The sequence below is a fragment of the Acetilactobacillus jinshanensis genome (assembly GCF_004359375.1).
In the GTDB taxonomy this organism is placed as follows: Bacteria; Bacillota; Bacilli; order Lactobacillales; family Lactobacillaceae; genus Acetilactobacillus; species Acetilactobacillus jinshanensis.
This window is the reverse complement of record NZ_CP034726.1, coordinates 1,288,165-1,307,714: the sequence shown is the minus strand read 5'-3', so window position 1 is coordinate 1,307,714 and position 19,550 is coordinate 1,288,165. Positions and strand designations below refer to the sequence as shown.

Annotated in this window: 10 protein-coding genes, 25 tRNA genes, 2 rRNA genes, 1 riboswitch and 1 other annotated feature; of the genes, 33 read left to right on the top strand and 4 right to left on the bottom strand. The window is 43.4% G+C overall.

The annotated features are described in order from the left end of the window. The first annotated feature begins 157 nt into the window (after positions 1–157). The 28 genes from ELX58_RS06275 to metK all read left to right on the top strand — a co-directional run bounded on the left by ELX58_RS06275 (position 158) and on the right by metK (position 9,380). Positions 158–3,082, top strand: a 23S ribosomal RNA gene (locus tag ELX58_RS06275). 69 nt (positions 3,083–3,151) lie between these two features. Continuing rightward, a 5S ribosomal RNA gene (rrf, locus tag ELX58_RS06270) occupies positions 3,152–3,268 on the top strand. 6 nt (positions 3,269–3,274) lie between these two features. Then, a tRNA-Val gene (locus tag ELX58_RS06265) sits at positions 3,275–3,347 on the top strand. 9 nt (positions 3,348–3,356) lie between these two features. After that, positions 3,357–3,429: transfer RNA gene (locus ELX58_RS06260), tRNA-Lys, on the top strand. Positions 3,430–3,453: 24 nt separating this feature from the next. Then, positions 3,454–3,526 (top strand) — tRNA-Thr (locus ELX58_RS06255). A gap of 8 nt (positions 3,527–3,534) precedes the next feature. Further along, positions 3,535–3,606, top strand: a tRNA-Gly gene (locus ELX58_RS06250). Between the two features lie 27 nt (positions 3,607–3,633). Next, positions 3,634–3,719: transfer RNA gene (locus ELX58_RS06245), tRNA-Leu, on the top strand. 6 nt (positions 3,720–3,725) lie between these two features. Continuing rightward, positions 3,726–3,799, top strand: a tRNA-Arg gene (locus ELX58_RS06240). Positions 3,800–3,808: 9 nt separating this feature from the next. Then, positions 3,809–3,882, top strand: a tRNA-Pro gene (locus ELX58_RS06235). Between the two features lie 34 nt (positions 3,883–3,916). Then, positions 3,917–3,990 (top strand) — tRNA-Met (locus tag ELX58_RS06230). Between the two features lie 9 nt (positions 3,991–3,999). Next, positions 4,000–4,073: transfer RNA gene (locus ELX58_RS06225), tRNA-Ile, on the top strand. A 32-nt stretch (positions 4,074–4,105) separates the two neighbouring features. Then, positions 4,106–4,194: transfer RNA gene (locus ELX58_RS06220), tRNA-Ser, on the top strand. A 6-nt stretch (positions 4,195–4,200) separates the two neighbouring features. Next, positions 4,201–4,274, top strand: a tRNA-Met gene (locus tag ELX58_RS06215). A gap of 16 nt (positions 4,275–4,290) precedes the next feature. Continuing rightward, positions 4,291–4,365: transfer RNA gene (locus tag ELX58_RS06210), tRNA-Asp, on the top strand. Between the two features lie 5 nt (positions 4,366–4,370). After that, positions 4,371–4,443 (top strand) — tRNA-Phe (locus ELX58_RS06205). Positions 4,444–4,465: 22 nt separating this feature from the next. Continuing rightward, positions 4,466–4,536, top strand: a tRNA-Gly gene (locus tag ELX58_RS06200). 14 nt (positions 4,537–4,550) lie between these two features. Next, a tRNA-Ile gene (locus tag ELX58_RS06195) sits at positions 4,551–4,624 on the top strand. A 4-nt stretch (positions 4,625–4,628) separates the two neighbouring features. After that, positions 4,629–4,716 (top strand) — tRNA-Ser (locus ELX58_RS06190). Positions 4,717–4,724: 8 nt separating this feature from the next. Continuing rightward, positions 4,725–4,797 (top strand) — tRNA-Glu (locus tag ELX58_RS06185). A 5-nt stretch (positions 4,798–4,802) separates the two neighbouring features. Then, positions 4,803–4,877: transfer RNA gene (locus ELX58_RS06180), tRNA-Asp, on the top strand. A gap of 33 nt (positions 4,878–4,910) precedes the next feature. After that, positions 4,911–4,983, top strand: a tRNA-Phe gene (locus ELX58_RS06175). A 5-nt stretch (positions 4,984–4,988) separates the two neighbouring features. Continuing rightward, positions 4,989–5,073, top strand: a tRNA-Tyr gene (locus ELX58_RS06170). Between the two features lie 7 nt (positions 5,074–5,080). Beyond that, positions 5,081–5,152: transfer RNA gene (locus ELX58_RS06165), tRNA-Trp, on the top strand. Between the two features lie 10 nt (positions 5,153–5,162). After that, positions 5,163–5,236, top strand: a tRNA-His gene (locus ELX58_RS06160). Positions 5,237–5,259: 23 nt separating this feature from the next. Continuing rightward, positions 5,260–5,331, top strand: a tRNA-Cys gene (locus ELX58_RS06155). A gap of 19 nt (positions 5,332–5,350) precedes the next feature. After that, positions 5,351–5,436: transfer RNA gene (locus ELX58_RS06150), tRNA-Leu, on the top strand. A gap of 89 nt (positions 5,437–5,525) precedes the next feature. Further along, entirely contained in the window at positions 5,526–8,060 is a 2,535-nt protein-coding gene (locus ELX58_RS06145) for an excinuclease ABC subunit UvrA (protein ID WP_236747725.1), read from the top strand. A 36-nt stretch (positions 8,061–8,096) separates the two neighbouring features. Then, positions 8,097–8,188: riboswitch (SMK box riboswitch) on the top strand. Then, the gene (gene metK / locus ELX58_RS06140) at positions 8,187–9,380 is read left to right on the top strand and encodes a methionine adenosyltransferase (protein ID WP_133442270.1); all 1,194 of its coding nucleotides are present in this window, start codon (positions 8,187–8,189) and stop codon (positions 9,378–9,380) included. It overlaps the preceding riboswitch by 2 nt. A gap of 73 nt (positions 9,381–9,453) precedes the next feature. Here metK and mnmM read toward each other — a convergent pair whose 3' ends face one another. Beyond that, entirely contained in the window at positions 9,454–10,017 is a 564-nt protein-coding gene (gene mnmM, locus ELX58_RS06135; protein ID WP_133442269.1) for a tRNA 5-(aminomethyl)-2-thiouridylate-methyltransferase MnmM, read from the bottom strand. 86 nt (positions 10,018–10,103) lie between these two features. Next, positions 10,104–10,311, top strand: a binding site (T-box leader). A 62-nt stretch (positions 10,312–10,373) separates the two neighbouring features. Here mnmM and leuS point away from each other — a divergent pair. Continuing rightward, on the top strand, positions 10,374–12,797 hold the full coding sequence (gene leuS / locus ELX58_RS06130; RefSeq protein ID WP_133442268.1) for a leucine--tRNA ligase: 2,424 nt from the start codon (positions 10,374–10,376) through the stop codon (positions 12,795–12,797). 25 nt (positions 12,798–12,822) lie between these two features. Beyond that, a complete protein-coding gene (locus tag ELX58_RS06125) occupies positions 12,823–14,220 on the top strand; it encodes a C69 family dipeptidase (protein ID WP_133442267.1) in 1,398 nt (465 codons plus the stop codon). 81 nt (positions 14,221–14,301) lie between these two features. Here the strand turns inward: ELX58_RS06125 and ELX58_RS06120 are convergent, their stop codons facing one another. Then, on the bottom strand, positions 14,302–15,093 hold the full coding sequence (locus ELX58_RS06120; protein ID WP_335878651.1) for an NAD(P)H-hydrate dehydratase: 792 nt from the start codon (positions 15,091–15,093) through the stop codon (positions 14,302–14,304). 79 nt (positions 15,094–15,172) lie between these two features. After that, positions 15,173–15,547: a large-conductance mechanosensitive channel protein MscL gene (gene mscL / locus ELX58_RS06115; RefSeq protein ID WP_133442265.1), complete on the bottom strand. Its 375-nt coding sequence runs from the start codon at positions 15,545–15,547 to the stop codon at positions 15,173–15,175. 58 nt (positions 15,548–15,605) lie between these two features. On the opposite strand from mscL, the gene ELX58_RS06110 reads away from it, so the two are divergent. Beyond that, on the top strand, positions 15,606–15,785 hold the full coding sequence (locus ELX58_RS06110) for a hypothetical protein (RefSeq protein ID WP_133442264.1): 180 nt from the start codon (positions 15,606–15,608) through the stop codon (positions 15,783–15,785). A gap of 59 nt (positions 15,786–15,844) precedes the next feature. Here the strand turns inward: ELX58_RS06110 and ELX58_RS06105 are convergent. Further along, positions 15,845–15,928, bottom strand: a tRNA-Leu gene (locus ELX58_RS06105). A 173-nt stretch (positions 15,929–16,101) separates the two neighbouring features. Between ELX58_RS06105 and asnB the strand changes: the two genes are divergently transcribed. Further along, positions 16,102–17,991, top strand: a complete 1,890-nt coding sequence (asnB, locus tag ELX58_RS06100) for an asparagine synthase (glutamine-hydrolyzing) (RefSeq protein ID WP_133442263.1) — start codon at positions 16,102–16,104, stop codon at positions 17,989–17,991. A gap of 24 nt (positions 17,992–18,015) precedes the next feature. Next, positions 18,016–19,548 (top strand): UDP-N-acetylmuramoyl-L-alanyl-D-glutamate--2,6-diaminopimelate ligase, encoded by a 1,533-nt coding sequence (locus ELX58_RS06095; RefSeq protein WP_133442262.1) that lies wholly within the window; start codon positions 18,016–18,018, stop codon positions 19,546–19,548. Positions 19,549–19,550: the final 2 nt, after the last annotated feature.

The following is a 19,550-nucleotide window of genomic DNA, read 5'->3' as shown; positions in this document are numbered from 1 at the left end:
TTACTTGGTTCTTTGAAAACTGGATAATATTTATATTTCCTATTGAAATTATTATTTATTTTAAATTTTAATTTCAACCGAGAACACCGCGTTATTTTTGAATTCTAAAATTATTCAAAATGACCAAAACCGTTGTCACGCAAGTGACAAACATTTAGGTTAAGTTATTATGAGCGTATGGTGGATGCCTTGGCACTAGGAGCCGAAGAAGGACGGAACAAACACCGATATGCCTCGGGGAGCTGTAAGTAAGCTTTGATCCGGGGATTTCCGAATGGGGAAACCCAATCACCTCAGTCGGTGATTACTCGCCAGTGAATTGATTAGCTGGCGAGGGGAAAACGCTGTGAACTGAAACATCTAAGTAGCAGCAGGAACAGAAAGAAATTTCGATTCCCTAAGTAGCGGCGAGCGAACGGGGAAGAGCCCAAACCATGGAGCTTGCTTCATGGGGTTGTAGGACTGAACATTTGAGTTACCAAAAGCATTAATAGTCAAAAGATTTGGAAAGATCTGCCAGAGAGGGCGAACGCCCCGTAGGCGAAATTGATGCTTCTCAGTTCAGGATCCTGAGTACGACGGAACACGTGTAACTCCGTCGGAAGCCGGGAGAACCATCTCCCAAGGCTAAATACCACCTAGTGACCGATAGTGAACCAGTACCGTGAGGGAAAGGTGAAAAGCACCCCGGAAGGGGAGTGAAACAGTTCTTGAAACCATATGCTTACAAGCAGTTAGAGCCCGTTAACGGGTGATAGCGTGCCTCTTGCAGAATGAACCGGCGAGTTACAGTTGCATGCGAGGTTAAGGCGAAAAGCCGGAGCCGCAGCGAAAGCGAGTCTCAATCAGGCGTTGAGTATGTTGCCGTAGACCCGAAACCAAGTGAGCTATCCATGTCCAGGATGAAAGTTCGGTAATACGGACCGGAGGTCCGAACCAGTGTAAGTTGAAAATTGCTTGGACGAGATGTGGATAGCGGTGAAATTCCAAACAAACTTGGAGATAGCTGGTTCTCTCCGAAATAACCTTAGGGCTAGCCTCGGATGAAGAATCATGGAGGTAGAGCGACTGTTAGAATGAAGGACTCGTCTTGAGCTACTGATTTCTGATAAACTCCAAATGCCATTGATTTAAATATCCGGGAGTCAGACTGTGAGTAATAAGATCCATGGTCGAAAGGGAAACAGCCCAGACCACCGATTAAGGTCCCTAAATATGTGCTGAGTGGAAAAGGAAGTGAAATTGCATAGACAGCTAGGATGTTGGCTCAGAAGCAGCCATCATTTAAAGAGTGCGTAATAGCTCACTAGCCGAGTGGTTTTGCGCCGAAAATTTACCGGGGCTAAGCACATTACCGAAATCGTGGACACGCACCGTCAGGTGCGCGTGATAGGAGAGCGTTCTAAGGGCACTGAAGCAGGACCGTGAGGACCTGTGGAGCGCTTAGAAGTGAGAATGCCGGTATGAGTAACGAGAAACTAGTGAGAATCTAGTTCACCGGATGACTAAGGTTTCCTGGGGAAGGTTCGTCCGCCCAGGGTTAGTCGGGACCTAAGCCGAGGCCGAAAGGCATAGGCGATGGATAACAGGTTGAGATTCCTGTACCGGTTAATTGCGTTTTAAGCGAAGGAAAGACACAGAAGGCTAAGTAATGCATGCCGCTGGTTGTGCATGTTCAAGCTGCGAGCCAGGGAATGAGTCAAATGCTTGTTCCCGTTCACGTGAGCAGTGACGAGGACTGAAGTTTAGTAAGGAAGTTACTGACGTCACGCTGTCAAGAAAAGTTTCTAGCTAGTGATTAACCGCCCGTACCGCAAACCGACACAGGTAGTCAGGATGAGAATTCTAAAGTGAGCGAGTGAACCTTCGTTAAGGAATTCGGCAAAATTGCCCCGTAACTTCGGAAGAAGGGGCGCTGCACGTCAGTGCAGCCGCAGTGACAAAGCTCAGGCGACTGTTTACTAAAAACACAGGTTTATGCGAAATCGTAAGATGAAGTATATGGGCTGACGCCTGCCCGGTGCTGGAAGGTTAAATGGATGAGTCAGCTTCGGCGAAGCTCTGAAATGAAGCCCCAGTAAACGGCGGCCGTAACTATAACGGTCCTAAGGTAGCGAAATTCCTTGTCGGGTAAATTCCGACCCGCACGAAAGGCGTAACGATCTGAGCACTGTCTCAACGAAGGACTCGGTGAAATTGAAGTACCTGTGAAGAAGCAGGTTTCCCGCGACAGGACGGAAAGACCCCGTGGAGCTTTACTGTAGCTTGACATTGGGTGTTCATATGACTTGTACAGAATAGGTAGGAGCCGTGGAAACCGGAACGCTAGTTTCGGTGGAGGCGTCTTTGGGATACTACCCCTGTTGTACGAACACTCTAACCCATGCCACTGATCGTGGCAGGAGACAGTGTCAGGTTGGCAGTTTGACTGGGGCGGTCGCCTCCTAAAGAGTAGCGGAGGCGCTCAAAGGTTCCCTCAGAATGGTTGGAAATCATTCATCGAGTGTAAAGGCACAAGGGAGCTTGACTGTGAGACCAACGGGTCGAGCAGGGACGAAAGTCGGACTTAGTGATCCGGTGGTTCCGAATGGAAGGGCCATCGCTCAACGGATAAAAGCTACCCCGGGGATAACAGGCTTATCTTCCCCAAGAGTTCATATCGACGGGAAGGTTTGGCACCTCGATGTCGGCTCATCGCATCCTGGAGCTGTAGTTGGTTCCAAGGGTTGGGCTGTTCGCCCATCAAAGCGGTACGCGAGCTGGGTTTAGAACGTCGTGAGACAGTTCGGTCCCTATCCGTCGCGGGCGTAGGAAATCTGAGAGGAGCCGTCTTTAGTACGAGAGGACCGAGATGGACATACCGCTGGTGTATCAGTTGTCCCGCCAGGGGCACTGCTGAGTAGCTATGTATGGATGAGAGAAACGCTGAAAGCATCTAAGTGTGAAACCCACCTCAAGATGAGATTTCCCATTCCCTTCGGGGAAGTAAGACCACTCATAGATGATGAGTTCGATAGGCTGGACGTGGAAGCGCCGCGAGGCGTGAAGCCGACCAGTACTAATCGGTCGAGGACTTAACCCAAAAAGGTATCCTCGGAGAAGTATGAATATTAGCCAGTTTTGAGAGAACGAAGTTCTCTTGAAAATATAGTGTGGTGGCGATAGCCGGAAGGATACACCTGTTCCCATGCCGAACACAGAAGTTAAGCTTCCGCGCGCCGAAAGTAGTTGAGGGATCGCCCTCTGCGAGGATAGGCCGTTGCCACGCAATCCTGGAGGATTAGCTCAGTTGGGAGAGCATCTGCCTTACAAGCAGGAGGTCATTGGTTCGAGCCCGATATCCTCCATTTTAATATGAGCCGTTAGCTCAGCTGGTAGAGCATCTGACTTTTAATCAGAGGGTCAAGGGTTCAAATCCCTTACGGCTCATACCAGTCGTATATTATTTATGATGCCGACTTAGCTCAGTTGGCAGAGCATCTGTTTTGTAAACAGAGGGTCGAAGGTCCGAATCCTTCAGTCGGCATTATTTTTGCGGAAGTAGTTCAGTGGTAGAACATCACCTTGCCATGGTGGGGGTCGCGAGTTCGAATCTCGTCTTCCGCTTTAGTTAAATATTTATTTAGCTACCTTGCCGGGGTGGCGGAATTGGCAGACGCACGGGATTTAAAATCCCGCGGACATTTTTGTCCATATCGGTTCGAGCCCGATCCTCGGCATGTTATGCACCATTAGCGCAACTGGATAGAGCGCTTGATTACGAATCAAGAGGTTATAGGTTCGAGCCCTATATGGTGCATATATTCTTCGGGAAGTAGCTCAGCTTGGTAGAGCGCCTGGTTTGGGACCAGGAGGTCGCAAGTTCGAATCTTGTCTTCCCGATTGATACTTATTGTATCAACTAATTAAACATTTTCGCGGTGTAGCTCAGCTGGCTAGAGCGTCCGGTTCATACCCGGGAGGTCGTGGGTTCGATCCCCTCCGCCGCGATAAGGTTTTGGACCTTTAGCTCAGTTGGTTAGAGCGGACGACCCATAATCGTCTTGTCGTGGGTTCGAGTCCTACAAGGTCCATTCCTGGAGTACGTAAGCTCTTTAGCAATTTTGGTGGATTACTCAAGTGGCTGAAGAGGACGGTTCTGAAAACCGTTAGGCGGACTGTATCCGCGCGGGGGTTCGAATCCCCCATCCACCTTATTATCGCGGGGTGGAGCAGTTTGGTAGCTCGTTGGGCTCATAACCCAAAGGTCGTTGGTTCAAATCCAGCCCCCGCAATTATATGTTTAACTATGGTTCGTTGGTCTACTTGGTTTAGGACGCTTGCCTGTCACGCAAGAGGTCACCGGTTCGAGTCCGGTACGAACCGTACTTGGCTCGGTAGCTCAGTCGGTAGAGCAAACGGTTGAAGCCCGTTGTGTCGGCGGTCCGATTCCGTCCCGAGCCACTAATTGACAAAAGATATAAATGCGGGTATAGTTTAATGGTAAAACCTCAGCCTTCCAAGCTGATGTTGCCAGTTCGATTCTGGTTACCCGCTTTATAATAAAACTTGGGTCTGTAGCTCAGTTGGTTAGAGCGCACCCCTGATAAGGGTGAGGTCGACAGTTCGAGTCTGTCCAGACCCATTATGGAGAGTTACTCAAGTGGCTGAAGAGGCACCCCTGCTAAGGGCGTAGGTCATCAATTTGGCGCGAGGGTTCGAATCCCTCACTCTCCACTTCTTATGACCCGTTAGTCAAGTGGTTTAAGACACTGCCCTTTCACGGCAGTAACACAGGTCCGAATCCTGTACGGGTCATTAATGGTTCGTTGGTCTACTTGGTTTAGGACGCTTGCCTGTCACGCAAGAGGTCACCGGTTCGAGTCCGGTACGAACCGTTAGACAATTTGATATTATATCTAACATGATATGGCTTGGTAGCTCAGTCGGTAGAGCAAACGGTTGAAGCCCGTTGTGTCGGCGGTTCGATTCCGTCCCGAGCCATTTATGGACGGGTAGCGAAGTCTGGTTAAACGCGGCGGACCGTAAATCCGCTCTCTTACGAGTTCATAGGTTCAAATCCTATCCCGTCCACTAATATACGGATATCTTCCAATTGGTAGGATTATGGTCCCCAAAACCATCGATGCTGGTTCGAGTCCAGCTATCCGTGCTTGTTTATGGCTGTGTTGGTGAAGTTGGTCAACACACACGGTTGTGGCCCGTGCACGCGTGGGTTCGAGTCCCACACACGGCCCTTTTATTTAAATAATTTCTAATGGCGGTATAGCCAAGAGGCTAAGGCAGAGGTTCGCAAAACCTTTATCATCCGTTCGAATCGGATTACCGCCTTATTTTTATACACCCCATTGCCGAAGTGGCGGAATTGGCAGACGCGTTGGATTCAAAATCCAGTGGCCTTTGCGGGCCGTATGGGTTCGAGCCCCATCTTCGGCATCATAATATTTGGTTATAAGGAATCTCATTTAAGAGGTTCCTTTTTTGTTTACCCAAATTAAAGTGAACAAGGGATGATACGATTGCCAATTAGACATAAGGAAACGATACCTAATAATATCGAAGTTTATGGTGCTAAGGTTAATAATTTAAAGAACATCAACGTCTCGATTCCGTTGAATGCGTTTGTTGCCATTACCGGGGTTTCCGGATCTGGTAAGTCATCATTAGCAATGGGCGTTTTATATGCTGAAGGTGCTCGTCGATATCTAAATGCACTGGCAACATACACCAGACGTCGAATTGGTCAGGTCGGTCGAGCAAACGTTAGAAAAGTTAAGTACTTACCAAGTGCGATTGCGCTACGACAAAGACCAGCTGTACCCGGTGATCGCTCGACAGTTGGAACGATGTCAGAAGGATTAAACGTTTTACGACTGATATTTTCTCGGTTGGGTTCCCATCAATGTCCAAATGGTCATCAGGTTCCACCAACAATTAAAGTTGCTCAAGCCATGGATTTACCAGGTGAGGCCATGGGTAAAATTAAATGCCCAACCTGTGGAAAAGTCTTTATGGCACCAAGTGCTGAAGATTTTGCCTTTAATTCCGATGGTGCATGTAAAATGTGTCAAGGAACTGGAAAGGTTCGACAAATCGTTAAATCGCGATTAGTACCAGATGCTAATAAAACCATTAGTGATGGTGCTGTGGCATCCTGGCATTTACCAGGCCGTAACTTTATGCCGTGGGTAGCACGTGAAGTCGGAATCCGAATTAATGTTCCATTTAAGGATCTGACCCAACATGAAAAACGCTTGGTATTTGCGGGACCGAGAAAGACGTATGCCATTAATATTCCATCACGAACCGGAAAAATCTTTCATATGAACAACGCCGAGTATGAGAATGCGTTTGCTGCTGTTAAAGATAGTTTAGCAACTACTCATAACGCTCGGGCTATTAAACGCTTGGATCGTTTCTATGAATTTGGGACGTGTCCACGTTGTCATGGGATGCGCTTTGATCCAACTTTATATCGGACCAAACTAGCCAGTAAAAATATTGGCCAGGTTTGTAATATGACCTTGACGGAATTAAAACCTTTTATGCACAAAGTACTGATGTGGTTACCGAAAACGATGCATAAGTTAGGCCGAACCTTAATTAACGAATTAATGGACAGCATCAAACCGCTTTATGATTTAGGATTAGATTATTTAACTTTATCTCGAGCTGGTAATACTTTATCGACCGGTGAATTACAACGAATTCAATTAGGTCGAACCTTACGGAGCCAAACGACAGGCGTTCTTTACGTTTTAGATGAACCATCCGTTGGCTTACACGCTGCTAATGTCGCTGGATTAGTAAAGGTTTTACGACAGTTGGTTTCACAGGGTAATTCGTTAGTGGTGGTCGATCATAATATCGACATTATTTCCGCTGCAGATTACATTATCGAGATTGGACCAAAAGCTGGTCGATGGGGTGGCACGATCGTTGATCACGGAACGCCAAAAGAAATTGAGAATAGTCCACATTCGTTGATTGCGCCGTTCTTAAAAGGTGACGCTAAGGTTATCGTGCGTCATCGACCACCAAAAGATCAGATCTTTAAATATGGTTATTTACAATTAGGTATTAGTCATCGGTTTAATCTTCATCACGTTCAGGCTAAGTTTCCTAAAAAGCGTTTAACCGTCGTTTCAGGTTATTCCGGAGCTGGTAAATCGACGTTGATTATGGACGGTTTAGTAAAATCGATGCAGAATCAGAGCAAGCATCAGCCGTTACCGTCCTATGTTACTAAATTTAATAACGGGGGCTTAAAACGGGTCATCAAGATCGATTCCGTCCCAATTGGGAAGAACGTTCGATCGACGGTCGCCACGTATTGCGGAATTTGGGATCCGATTCGCAAATTATTTGCGCAGACTTCGTTAGCTAAAAAACGACATTGGCGAGCTGGTCATTTCTCATATAACGTTAAATCGGGTGCCTGCCCAAATTGCCAGGGAACTGGATCTATTTCGTTGGATATTCAATATCTGCCGGATATGACAATGACCTGTCCGGTTTGTCACGGTAAACGTTATTCTCAACCGACTTTACAAGTGAAGTGGCACGGTTATAGTATTGCTGACATCTTAAATTTGTCAGTGAGGGATGCCGAAAAGGTCTTTCGTAACCAAAATAAAATTGAGTTTATCTTAAAAGCTTTAGATCGGATGGGCTTAGGCTACTTAATTTTAGGTGAAAGTACACCAATCCTCTCTGGTGGTGAAGCTCAGCGTTTAAAACTGGTATCCCAAATGGGTCGTCATCAGGACGACACACTATTTGTCTTTGATGAACCGTCAGTGGGTTTACATCCGAAAGATGTCCAAGTTTTAAATCATGTTTTTGACCAGTTAATTGAAAAGGGTGCCACATTAGTTGTAATCGAACATGATTTAGACGTAATTATGAACGCAGATTATGTAATCGATTTAGGACCTAAAGGTGGCATTCATGGTGGTGAAATCGTAGCTACTGGAACGCCACGTGAAATTGCGAAATCACCGAAGAGTCAGACCGGGAAGTATCTTGCCAAGCGGATGCATCTGGATCATTTAATCTAAAGTTTACTAAATGGTAACTAAATATGGTATTATAACTATCGTTATATGTGCATATTCCCGATAGGATTCACTTATTGTGAAGGTGCCTTGTAACCTGTAAAACTTTTTATAGGGGGAACTTTTAAATTGAGAAATAAACATTTGTTTACGTCTGAATCGGTATCTGAAGGTCATCCAGATAAAGTGGCTGACCAGATTAGCGATGCCGTTTTAGATGCATACCTGGCCAAAGATCCGAAGTCTCACGTGGCCTGTGAATGTTCGGTCACGACTGGTTTGGTCCTAGTATTTGGTGAAATCACTAGTAAAGCCCATGTTGATATCCAAAAGGTCGTTCGTCATACGATTAAGCGAATTGGCTATAATACGGATGACTATGGCTTTAACGCTGATACCTGTGCCGTGTTAGTGGCCTTGGATCATCAATCACCTAATATTGCTCACGGGGTTGATAATTCAATTGAAGCTCGTCATGGTGACAAGGATAAGTTCGACAAGCTAGGTGCTGGTGATCAAGGTATTATGTTTGGTTATGCCTCTGATGAGACATCTGAATTAATGCCGATGCCAATTGAATTAGCTGATAAGTTAATGCTTTACACCACGAAAGTTCGTAAGAGTGGTGTGATCCCTTACTTACGTCCAGATGCTAAGTCGGAAGTCACCGTTGAATATGATGATAACGATCGACCGTTCCGTGTTGATACCGTTGTTCTCAGTACTCAACATGATCCTGACGTTAGTATGAAACAGATTCGTCATGACGTAATTAATAAGATTATTAAGCACGTTATTCCAGGTAAGTTATTGGATGACAAGACTAAGTACTTCGTTAATCCTGCGGGTCCGTTCGTTATTGGTGGACCACATGGTGATGCTGGTTTGACCGGTCGTAAGATCATCGTTGATACTTACGGTGGTGCCGCTCGTCATGGTGGTGGTGCTTTCTCCGGTAAGGATCCATCCAAGGTTGACCGTTCAGCTTGCTATGCCGCTCGTTACGTTGCCAAAAACATCGTTGCTGCTGGTTTAGCTCATAAGGTTGAACTCCAATTAGCCTATGCCATCGGTGTTGCTAAGCCCGTTTCAATTACAGTCAATACCTTTGGAACTGGTAAAGTTTCTAACGATGCTTTACATAAAGCCGTTTTAAAGCTTTTTGATTTACGTCCGTTAGCTATTATTTATAATTTGAATTTACGTCGACCGATCTACGAAAAGACCGCTGCCTACGGTCATTTTGGTCGAACCGATATTGATTTACCATGGGAACACACTGATAAGGTTCCGGCTTTAAAGAAGTATTTCCATTTAAAGTAAATTAATGAAGATTAAAATGAAAAATCGTCCTAATTATTAAGATTAGGGCGATTTTTTAGTGTCTCAAATACAATTATAATTTCTGGATTGCGACTAAGATCGGTGGATCGTTAACCTGGTTGATGAACTGATACTTTAAAACGGTGTATTGTTTTTGATTTAATTTGCTAGCAAACTGTAAAACATCGTTCTTTTCCGGTTTGCCACCGGGATGTCCATAATACAGAACTAGAACGATCATGCCGCCTTTTTGTAAGATCATTAAGCATTGTTTGATGGCACTTAACGTCGTTGTCGGTCGAGTAATAATTTTTTTGTTACCGCCAGGTAGATACCCCAAATTAAAAATGGCGGCTGAAATAGACGTCATTCCAATCGTATCTAGAATATGTTGATGTCCAGTGTGATATAAAGTTACCGATTTCGTTAAATTACTTTTAATCAATCGCTGTTTAGTTTTTTGAAGTGCTTGATCCTGAATATCGAATGCGTAGACGTTACCATGATCACCCACTAATTTAGCAAGGAATGCGGTGTCGTTACCGTTGCCCATGGTCGCGTCAATCACGTTATCGCCACGTTGAACGACCTGTTTCAATAGCACGTGGCTATACTTCAAAGCTGCGGGAATTTTCATGTTGATTTACTCCCTTATTTTTAAATTATCTAAGACTATTTTAACTAACTTCGTTATCGTGTGCTATACTAAAAAATGTTCAATATTAAATTGATGTGAAGCGAATTAGTATGTTAACTAATCTTTCAGCGACTGAATGGTTGGTGTGAATTCAGACTTTAGTTAATTGAACTCGTCGTGGATTGTTAAGCTGAAAATAACGTAGGCTTAAACGTTTAGTCAGCGTTAATGATAATCAAGTGCCTTACGTAAGTAAGGAATTTAGGTGGTAACGCGGAAAGATTCGTCCTATTGATTCTACTAAATAAGTAGATTTAATAGGGCGTTTTTCTGTTTACTGTGAAAGGAAGATCCATATGGCATATAATCATATGAAAATTGAAAAAAAGTGGCAGCATTACTGGCTGACTCATAAGACTTTTAAAGCCAGCAATGATTTCTCCAAGCCGAAGTACTATGTATTAGACATGTTCCCGTATCCGTCTGGTCAAGGCCTTCATGTTGGTCATCCAGAAGGTTATACTGCAACTGACATCATCGCCCGTATGAAGCGAATGCAGGGCTTTAACGTTTTGCATCCGATGGGCTGGGATGCCTTTGGCTTACCAGCTGAACAATACGCTTTAAAGACGCATCATGAACCTGGTAAGTTTACTGAAGAAAACATTAATCATTTCCGTCGTCAGATTCAGTCCTTAGGCTTTTCTTACGATTGGGATCGTGAAGTCAACACCACTGATCCTAAATATTATAAGTGGACCCAATGGATCTTTGAACAGATGTACAAGCACGGTTTAGCTTACGAAAACAAGATCGACGTTAACTGGGCACCTGACTTCATGGGTGGTACCGTCGTTGCTAACGAAGAAGTTAAAGATGGCAAGACCGTTCGTGGTGGTTACCCGGTTTACCGTGTTCCAATGCGTCAGTGGGTCCTTCGAATCACCAAGTATGCTGATAAGTTACTTGATGGCTTAAAGACCATTAATTGGCCACAGAGTATTAAACGAATGCAACGAAATTGGATTGGCCGTTCTGAAGGGGCTGCGGTTTACTTCCCAGTTGTAGGTCATCCTGATACCAAGATCGAAGTCTTCACGACCCGCCCTGATACATTATTCGGCTGTACATACATGGTTCTATCACCTGAACACAAAGTCGTCGATAAGATCATGACTAAGGAACAAGCTCCTAAGATTAAGGCTTACCGTAAGAAGATCGCCACAAAGTCTGATTTAGAACGAACCGACTTAAACAAGAATAAGACCGGTGTATTTACCGGTGCTTACGCTAAAGATCCGATTAACGGTCGCAAAGTTCCAGTATGGATCGGTGATTATGTATTACCATCTTATGGTACCGGTGCTATTATGGCGGTTCCTGCCCATGATGACCGTGACTATGCATTTGCTAAGAAGTTCCACTTACCAATGATTCAAGTCATCAAGGGTGGCGACATTAAGAAGGAAGCTTATACCGGTGACGGAACCCACATTAATTCTGGATTCTTGAACGGGATGAACAAGAAACAAGCCATTAAAGCCGCCATTAAGTGGTTAGTTGACCATAACTGTGGTAAACGAAAGGTCAACTACCGTCTTCGTGACTGGATCTTCTCACGTCAGCGTTACTGGGGCGAACCAATTCCAGCAATTCACTGGGAAAACGGTAAGACGACCATGGTTCCTGAAGACCAGTTGCCATTGAAACTTCCTAAGGCCGATGATTTGAAAGAATCTGGCAGTATGGAAAGTCCGTTAGCTAATCTGAAAGATTGGGTCAACGTTACGGATCCAAAGACAGGCATGAAAGGTAAACGTGAAACCAACACCATGCCACAATGGGCCGGCAGTTCCTGGTACTACTTACGTTACTGTGATCCACATAATGATCATGCCTTAGCTAGTCGTAAATCAATGAAGTACTGGTTACCAGTTGATTTGTACGTTGGTGGTGCTGAACATGCCGTTTTGCACTTACTTTACGCTCGTTTCTGGCATAAATTCCTTTACGACATCGGTGTTGTACCAACTAAGGAACCATTCCAGAAGTTAGTTAACCAAGGAATGATCTTAGGTAAACATCACGTTAAGATGTCTAAGTCTAAGGGTAACGTCGTTAACCCTGATGACATCGTTAAGCAATACGGTGCTGATACCCTTCGTCTTTACGAAATGTTCATGGGGCCTTTAACTAAGGCTAAGCCTTGGAGTACTTCTGACATTAAAGGTGTTTACCGCTGGGTCAACCGTTACTGGAACTTGATCATTGATGACGATGGCAAAGTTCGTAGTAACATCGGTTCCAAGAACGATCATTCATTAGACCGAATTTATAACAAGATGGTTAAGGACGTTACTTATCATTACGAACACATGCAGTTCGACCTTGCCATTTCTAAGATGATGGTCTTTACTAACCAAGCTGCTAAAGCTAAGTTCATTCCGAAGAAGTACATCGAAGGTTTCGTTAAGTTAATTTACCCAATTACTCCACACATCTGTGAAGAACTCTGGCAGCGCTTAGGCCACAAAGGTACGATTACTTATCAGTCCTGGCCAAAGTTCGATCAAAGTAAGTTAGTTCAGACCAAGATGAAGATGGCTATTCAAGTTAATGGTAAAGTCCGAGTTGTTCTGACCTTTGATAAGAGCGCTGACAAAGACACTATTAAGAAGACCGCTTTAGCTAATCCACGGATTAAGAAATTTACGGACGGCAAGACGATCCGGAAAGTCATCGTAATCCCTGGTAAGATCGTAAACGTCGTTGCTAATTAGATTTTGAATTAGAGCGTGATAAGTTATGAATAAAAATGAATTAGCTTGTACCACGATGCTAGTTGGTAAAAAAGCTAGCATTGATGGTTCAACTATGATCGCCCGAAACGAAGATTATCCGAAGCCAATCGGACCGATTGAATTTAAAGTCGTTCCGGCCAACTCATTACCATCCGTTTATAAATCACAGGATGGTTTAGAAGTTAAATTACCAAGTCATTCCTATCGTTATACGGCTCAACCGATTAAGGGTAATGATAATCATTACTTTGAAGAAGGCGGCATTAACGAAAAAAACGTTGCCATGAGTGCAACGGAAACCACTTTTACTAATGACCGTTTCATGGGTGCTGATCCATTAGTAGCTAAGGGTGTTAATGAAGAAAATATGCCAACGTTGGTATTACCATTCATTAATAATGCTCGTGAAGGTGTTAAGCGTCTTGGTAAATTAATCGAGAAGTATGGAACCGGTGAAAGTAACGGGATTGCTTTTTCTGATAAGAACGAAGTCTGGTATTTAGAAACTGCCGGCGGTCATCATTGGGTTGCCGAACGAATTCCTGATGACGCTTATGCGATTGCCCCTAACCAGATGATGATTCAGGACGTTAATTTTAATGATCCTGATCACTTTATGTACTCACCTGGCTTAAAGGAATTTGTTGAAAAGCATCATCTTAATAATCATCCGGATAGTTTTAACTTCCGTAATATTGCTGGTACTCATTCCACATGGGACGCTCATTACAATACACCACGTGCTTGGTACGGCCAGAAGATGTTTAATCCAGAAGTTAAGCAGAGCCCGATGAGCCAGAACATTCCGTTTATTCATCACACGGGCCGTAAGTTATCTGTGCAGGATGTTCAGAATTTCCTGTCATCTCATTACCAGCAGACGCCTTACGATCCATTTACCCATCCGGACTTATTCAAGCATCCATTATTCCGACCGATTGCAATCGATCGAAACGCTGCATCTCACATCATGCAGATTCGGAATGACGTTCCTGATAAGTACGCCGCAATTGAATGGTTATCACTAGGGTTTAATAGTTACAGTCCGTTCGTACCGTTCTACACGAATATTAATCAGACTGCTAAGAATTATCGAACCCTTGGCAAACGCATCAGCATGAACAGCGCTTACTGGATGTTCAAATCATTAATGATTTACATTGAGCCTCATTATCACGACTTCATGGATGAAGTTAATGATTACCGAACTAATGTTCAGGCCTACGCACTTCACCGAATTGAAACAGTTGATAATGCTGTTAACTCACTTGATGGCGCTAAGTTAACGGATCAGTTAACTAAGTCGACGGTTAAGACTACTAACCATATCTCTGACATGACGTTAGATTTAATCAGTAGTTTAATGAAGCAATGTTTGAATATGTCACACATTAACTTTTAACAATTAGGTCTTAAGATACAAAAAAGTCGCTTTATCAATTTTGATCGATAAAACGACTTTTTATTTTAGTTATTTTTAAGTTTAACGACGTGCTTCGTGGCGTTTCATATATTGCGGGATGTGGCTGATGATTTGCGTTGGTAAGACGACGTATTGATTTTGTGCTAAATGATCAGCGATGTCACTATGAGCATATACTGCAGAAGCGGTAGCATAAAGTGAGTTACTGAACTGAGCACAGAAGCCACCGACCATGCCGGCCAATGTATCACCCATACCACCGGTAGCTTGAGCAGGTGTGCCGATTGGGTTTTGAAGCATTGGCTTGTCACTATAGATTTGAGTATGGTGAGATTTGAGAACTACGATGCCACCGATTCGGTCACGAGCTTTCTGGTTCTTAGCAATGTCACCTTGATCAGCTAACTTAATGCCGGATAAGCGTTGCCATTCAACCTGGTGCGGTGTGAAGATCAAGTGAGCCTTTGGTAACGGGATGTGCTTTAAAGCCACTAAAGTAATGGCCGAGCCATCGATCACCACAATTTGTTTTGGTGAGATGGCATCAAAAGCTTCCTTCAGGATTTGTTGGCTGTGGGCATCAGTCCCTAAGCCGGAACCAATCACTACGACTTTAGCAGGTTGAATTAAAGCTTTGACCTGTTTGGGATCATTGACATCCGCAATCATGGCCTCAGGTAATCTAGCGTGAAGGCTAGATAAATTAGCCATGTCAGATACGGTCGTTACTAAACCAGCACCAGAATAAACCGCCGCGGAACTAGCCATGATAATGGCACCACCGAAGTGTTTGTTACCACCGACTAAAGTAACTTTGCCGTAAGTACCTTTAAAACTTTGGTTGGGCCGAATTCGAATTGTTTTTCGAAGCAGGTCATCAGTAATCGTTGGGATAGTATCATCTCCGCTTTGATTATATCATCGAACGGATTTATTGCTTCGAATTAGGCTTATCCTGTAAGGCGTCACGAATTTCGGTTAATAACTGATCGGTGGTCGAAACTTGAGCTTTCTTTTCTTTATGGGAGATGGCGTTAATGACTTTAATGATCATAAAGACAACGAAGGCGATGATTAAAAAGTTAATGATGGAGTTAATAAAGTTACCAACCTGGAAATTGGCCTGGCCAACACTGAATTTAATGCTGGAGAAATCAACTTTACCCATGAATAAGCCGATTAACGGGTTAATTAAGTTCTTGGTCAATGATTTGACGATGCCAGTAAAGGCACCACCAATAATGACACCAACAGCCATGTCGACGACGTTGCCTCGTGAGATAAAATCCTTAAATTCCTTAAACATTTGAATTGATTTCCTTTCTGTATGTAAAATATTATTAAGTTAGTAAGGTTGCGATAATTTGAAACATTGGCGAATGTGGCTTGCGTTAGCTGTAGTGGTGATTGTGATTTCGGCGTTGGTAATCTGGACTCAAAATCATTCGGCTAAACCTTGGATTCTGATTTTAGTATGGGCCTTTGTAATCATCATTTTACAGTTAATGTTTATTTACCTGATTGTTGTTAAAAATCACAAATAAAAAAGTGGTAACTCATTATAAAATAGTTACCACTTTTTCTAACTTACTAAGTTAATTAGTGCCCCAAGTAGGATTCGAACCTATACGGGAAAAATCCCACGGCGACCTGAACGCCGCGCGTCTGCCAATTCCGCCATTGGGGCATTACATTTAGTATTATACACGATAGGGAAAGCTTTGAAAAGGATTCTAGTGTAAGCTGATTTAATAATAATGGTTAATCAAAGCTTTTTTTGTTACAATATCAGTGTGATTATAGACATAATCACATTTTTAAATGGAATAAATATCGCTTAAAAATTGAGGAGTAATTAACATGTGTGGATTCGTTGGTTACGTTGACCAAAAGGATGTCCCAAAGGGCACCATCGAAAATATGGCTAACCGAATTAAGCACCGTGGCCCTGATGACGAAGCTTATTTTAATGATGGTCGAGTATCGATGGGCTTCCGTCGTTTATCCATCATTGATTTAGCTCATGGTGGCCAGCCACTATTCAGTCAAGACCACACCAAAGTTTTAACCTTTAATGGTGAAATTTATAACTACAAAGATATTCGAAAAGAACTTAAGAAACTAGGTTACACTTTCCAGACCGATGTTGACTCTGAAGTTATTATCAGAGGCTATGAAGCCTGGGGTGCCGGTATTCTTAAGAAATTACGTGGGATGTTCGCCTTCGTAATTTACGACAGTACCAAGAAACAGATCTTAGCTGCCCGAGACCACTTCGGGATTAAGCCACTGTATTATTACTACGATGGCAAAACGTTCCTGTGGGGTTCAGAAATCAAGACCTTCTTGGAACATCCAAACTTCAAAAAGGAATTCAACACTAAGTTATTACCAATTCACTTGAGTTTTCAATTTATCCCAAGCGATAAGACGTTATTTAAGCACGTTTATAAAGTAATGCCTAGCCAATACGTAATTTATCATATTGATAGTAATCGACTGGAAAAGCATGAATATTATCACTTTAATTATGATCACATCAATAACCAAATGACGACCAAAGAAGCCGTTGATAAAATTCATAAACTGGTTAGTAATACGGTTAAAGCACACATGGTATCAGATGTTCCAGTCGGTTCTTTCTTATCTAGTGGTGTTGATTCAAGCTACATCTTGAATGAAGCTGCTAAGCACACCCCAATTCACTCGTTCTCATTAGGATACAAGAATTCTAAGTACAGTGAATTGAAGTATTCATCTAAATTTGCGAACAGCATTCACCAGAAGAACACTAAGATCTACATGAACGCGGACGATTACTTTAAGATCGTTCCTACCATTATGTACTACATGGATGAACCGCTATCCAACGCTGCTGAAAACCAGGCCTTCTACCTGTCAAAAGATACCCGAAAAGCCGTTAAGGTTGCCCTCAGTGGTGAAGGCATCGATGAATTCTTCGGTGGCTACGTAACTTACATGGATTATCAAGCCTTTGAAAAGTACAAGAAGATCGTACCGAAGTTTATTCGAGTTGGCTTAAGCAAATTAGCTATGAAGTTACCTCGTTTCCACGGTCGTCGTTTCTTAATCCGTGGTGGTCAGCCACTGTGGGAAAACTATTACCGTGTTAACTACATCTTTAATAATCAAGAACGAAACAAGTTATTAAAGAACCCTAGCTTGAACGTTGATTCTGGTAAGTATACAAAACACATCTTTGATCAGGTTAGTGATAAGGATCCTGTAACCCAAGAACAGTACTTTGACATTAAGACCTGGTTACCATTTGATATTCTTCATCAAGCTGATCGAATGAGCATGTCTAACTCGTTAGAGGTTAGAACCCCATTCGTTGATAAAGAAATCGCTAACTTTGCCATGACGGTTCCAGCTCGATTACGAATTAAGAACGGCGTAACCAAATACATTTGGCGAAAGGCCGCTAATTCACAGGTTCCGATGGCTGCTAACCGGCCGAAGTTAGGCTTCCCGTCACCATTAGCTTCATGGATGCGGATGCCAAAGTACCATGAGATGATCATGAAGGTCTTCCATTCCGATGTTGCTCACCGTTTCTTTAACGTTAAATACTTAGACAAACTGGTTAAGCAGCATGATAATGGCAAATCCAACATGCAGAAGATCTACACGCTTTATTGCTTTATCATCTGGTACATGATTTACTTCCCAGAAAACACGAACGTCAACATGCGTAAGAATGTTCATTTAACTAAGAATGACCGGTAAGATACTCCAGCTGGAAGGAAATTTATTTTGAAATTATCAATAAATGTCGATGAGATCAAGACCCTGTTACTGGAACATCATCTTTTAAAATCGATTAAGGTCGGTAAGTTTACGACATTTACGTCCGTAACGTACGATTCTCGAACTACTAAACCCCAAGGGTTATTCTTCTGTAAAGGTAACTTTAAGCCGACTTATTTAACCAGTGCTAAGAATCGTGGCATCGGCGGTTACGTCAGTGAACGACCGTATCAAGAAGGATCCGGTCTTACCCAGATCATCGTCAGCGATATCCAGAAAGCAATGGCTTTATTGGGCGCTTGCTATTATGGTTATCCGCAAGATGATTTATTTGTAATTGCGTATACCGGTACGAAAGGTAAGACGACTTCGTCCTACTTTACGCGTAGTATCTTGCAGTACACTACGCATCAGCGCACCGGGATGTCCAGCACGATTGATACGTTCTTGGGCAAGGGTGAAAAATATAAGTCTCAACTGACGACACCCGAATCCCTGGACACGTTTAGAAACATGCGCCGGGCCGTTGATAACGGAATGAAGACGTTCGTAATGGAAGTTTCGTCACAGTCTTATTTGAGGAACCGTGTTTATGGTCTTCACTATGACGTCGGCTTCTTCTTGAACATTACACCGGATCACATCGGGCCAAATGAACACCCGAACTTTGCTAATTATCTACATTGTAAGGAACAGTTGTTACGAAATTCGCGCATCTGTGTTGTCAACGCTGAGACCCAGCATCTAGAAGACGTTTACCATGCTGCCAAAGCAACAACACCGCCTGAAAACATCTATCTCTTTACACGAAAGGGTAGTCACCCTGAAATCCCGGTTAAAGTGGACTTTACGTTTAAGAGCTTAAAGGATACGATGTCAGCTAATCAGATTGTGATCGACTGCGTTAGCCCTAAAGCTAAGAAATTAAACATCCATGGCACTTATCAGTTAGCCATGCCTGGTGACTATAACGAATCTAATGCGACCGCAGCTGCGATTGCCGCAGGTTTTGACGGTGCAACTCCTGATGACATTTACAAGGGATTGAAACGGGTTACCGTACCTGGTCGAATGGAACGTTATCACACTAAAGATCATGGCACGGTCTTTGTTGACTATGCCCATGATTACGGTAGCATGCACGCCTTATTAAGTTTCTTACGTCGAGAAAATTCAACGGGACGAATTATCTGTGTATTAGGCAGTACCGGTGATAAGGGCGTTAACAGACGTTCTGGATTTGGTAAAGCATTAACTGAAAATGCTCAAGAAGCATTCTTGACGACTGATGATCCAGGTTACGAAAGCCCGTTAAAGATCGCTAAAGAAATTGATCAGCACATTGATCACCATAAGGTCGAAGTTCATTTTGAAATGGATCGACCAACGGCGATTAAAGAAGCGATTAAAGCCGGTAAGCCTAATGATATGGTAATCATTGCCGGTAAGGGCCGTGATCCTTATCAAAAGATCCGAGGTCGCAACGTTCCGTACGCTACTGATTCAACCGTTGTTCAAAAGATTTTGAAGGGATAATA

What these genes read in the sequence shown, in the direction of transcription:
- mnmM (WP_133442269.1), bottom strand. Translation starts at nt 10,017, where the DNA reads ATGAAAATTCCCGCAGCTTTGAAGTATAGCCACGTGCTATTGAAACAG.
- leuS (WP_133442268.1), top strand. Translation starts at nt 10,374, where the DNA reads ATGGCATATAATCATATGAAAATTGAAAAAAAGTGGCAGCATTACTGG.
- ELX58_RS06125 (WP_133442267.1), top strand. Translation starts at nt 12,823, where the DNA reads ATGAATAAAAATGAATTAGCTTGTACCACGATGCTAGTTGGTAAAAAA.
- mscL (WP_133442265.1), bottom strand. Translation starts at nt 15,547, where the DNA reads ATGTTTAAGGAATTTAAGGATTTTATCTCACGAGGCAACGTCGTCGAC.
- asnB (WP_133442263.1), top strand. Translation starts at nt 16,102, where the DNA reads ATGTGTGGATTCGTTGGTTACGTTGACCAAAAGGATGTCCCAAAGGGC.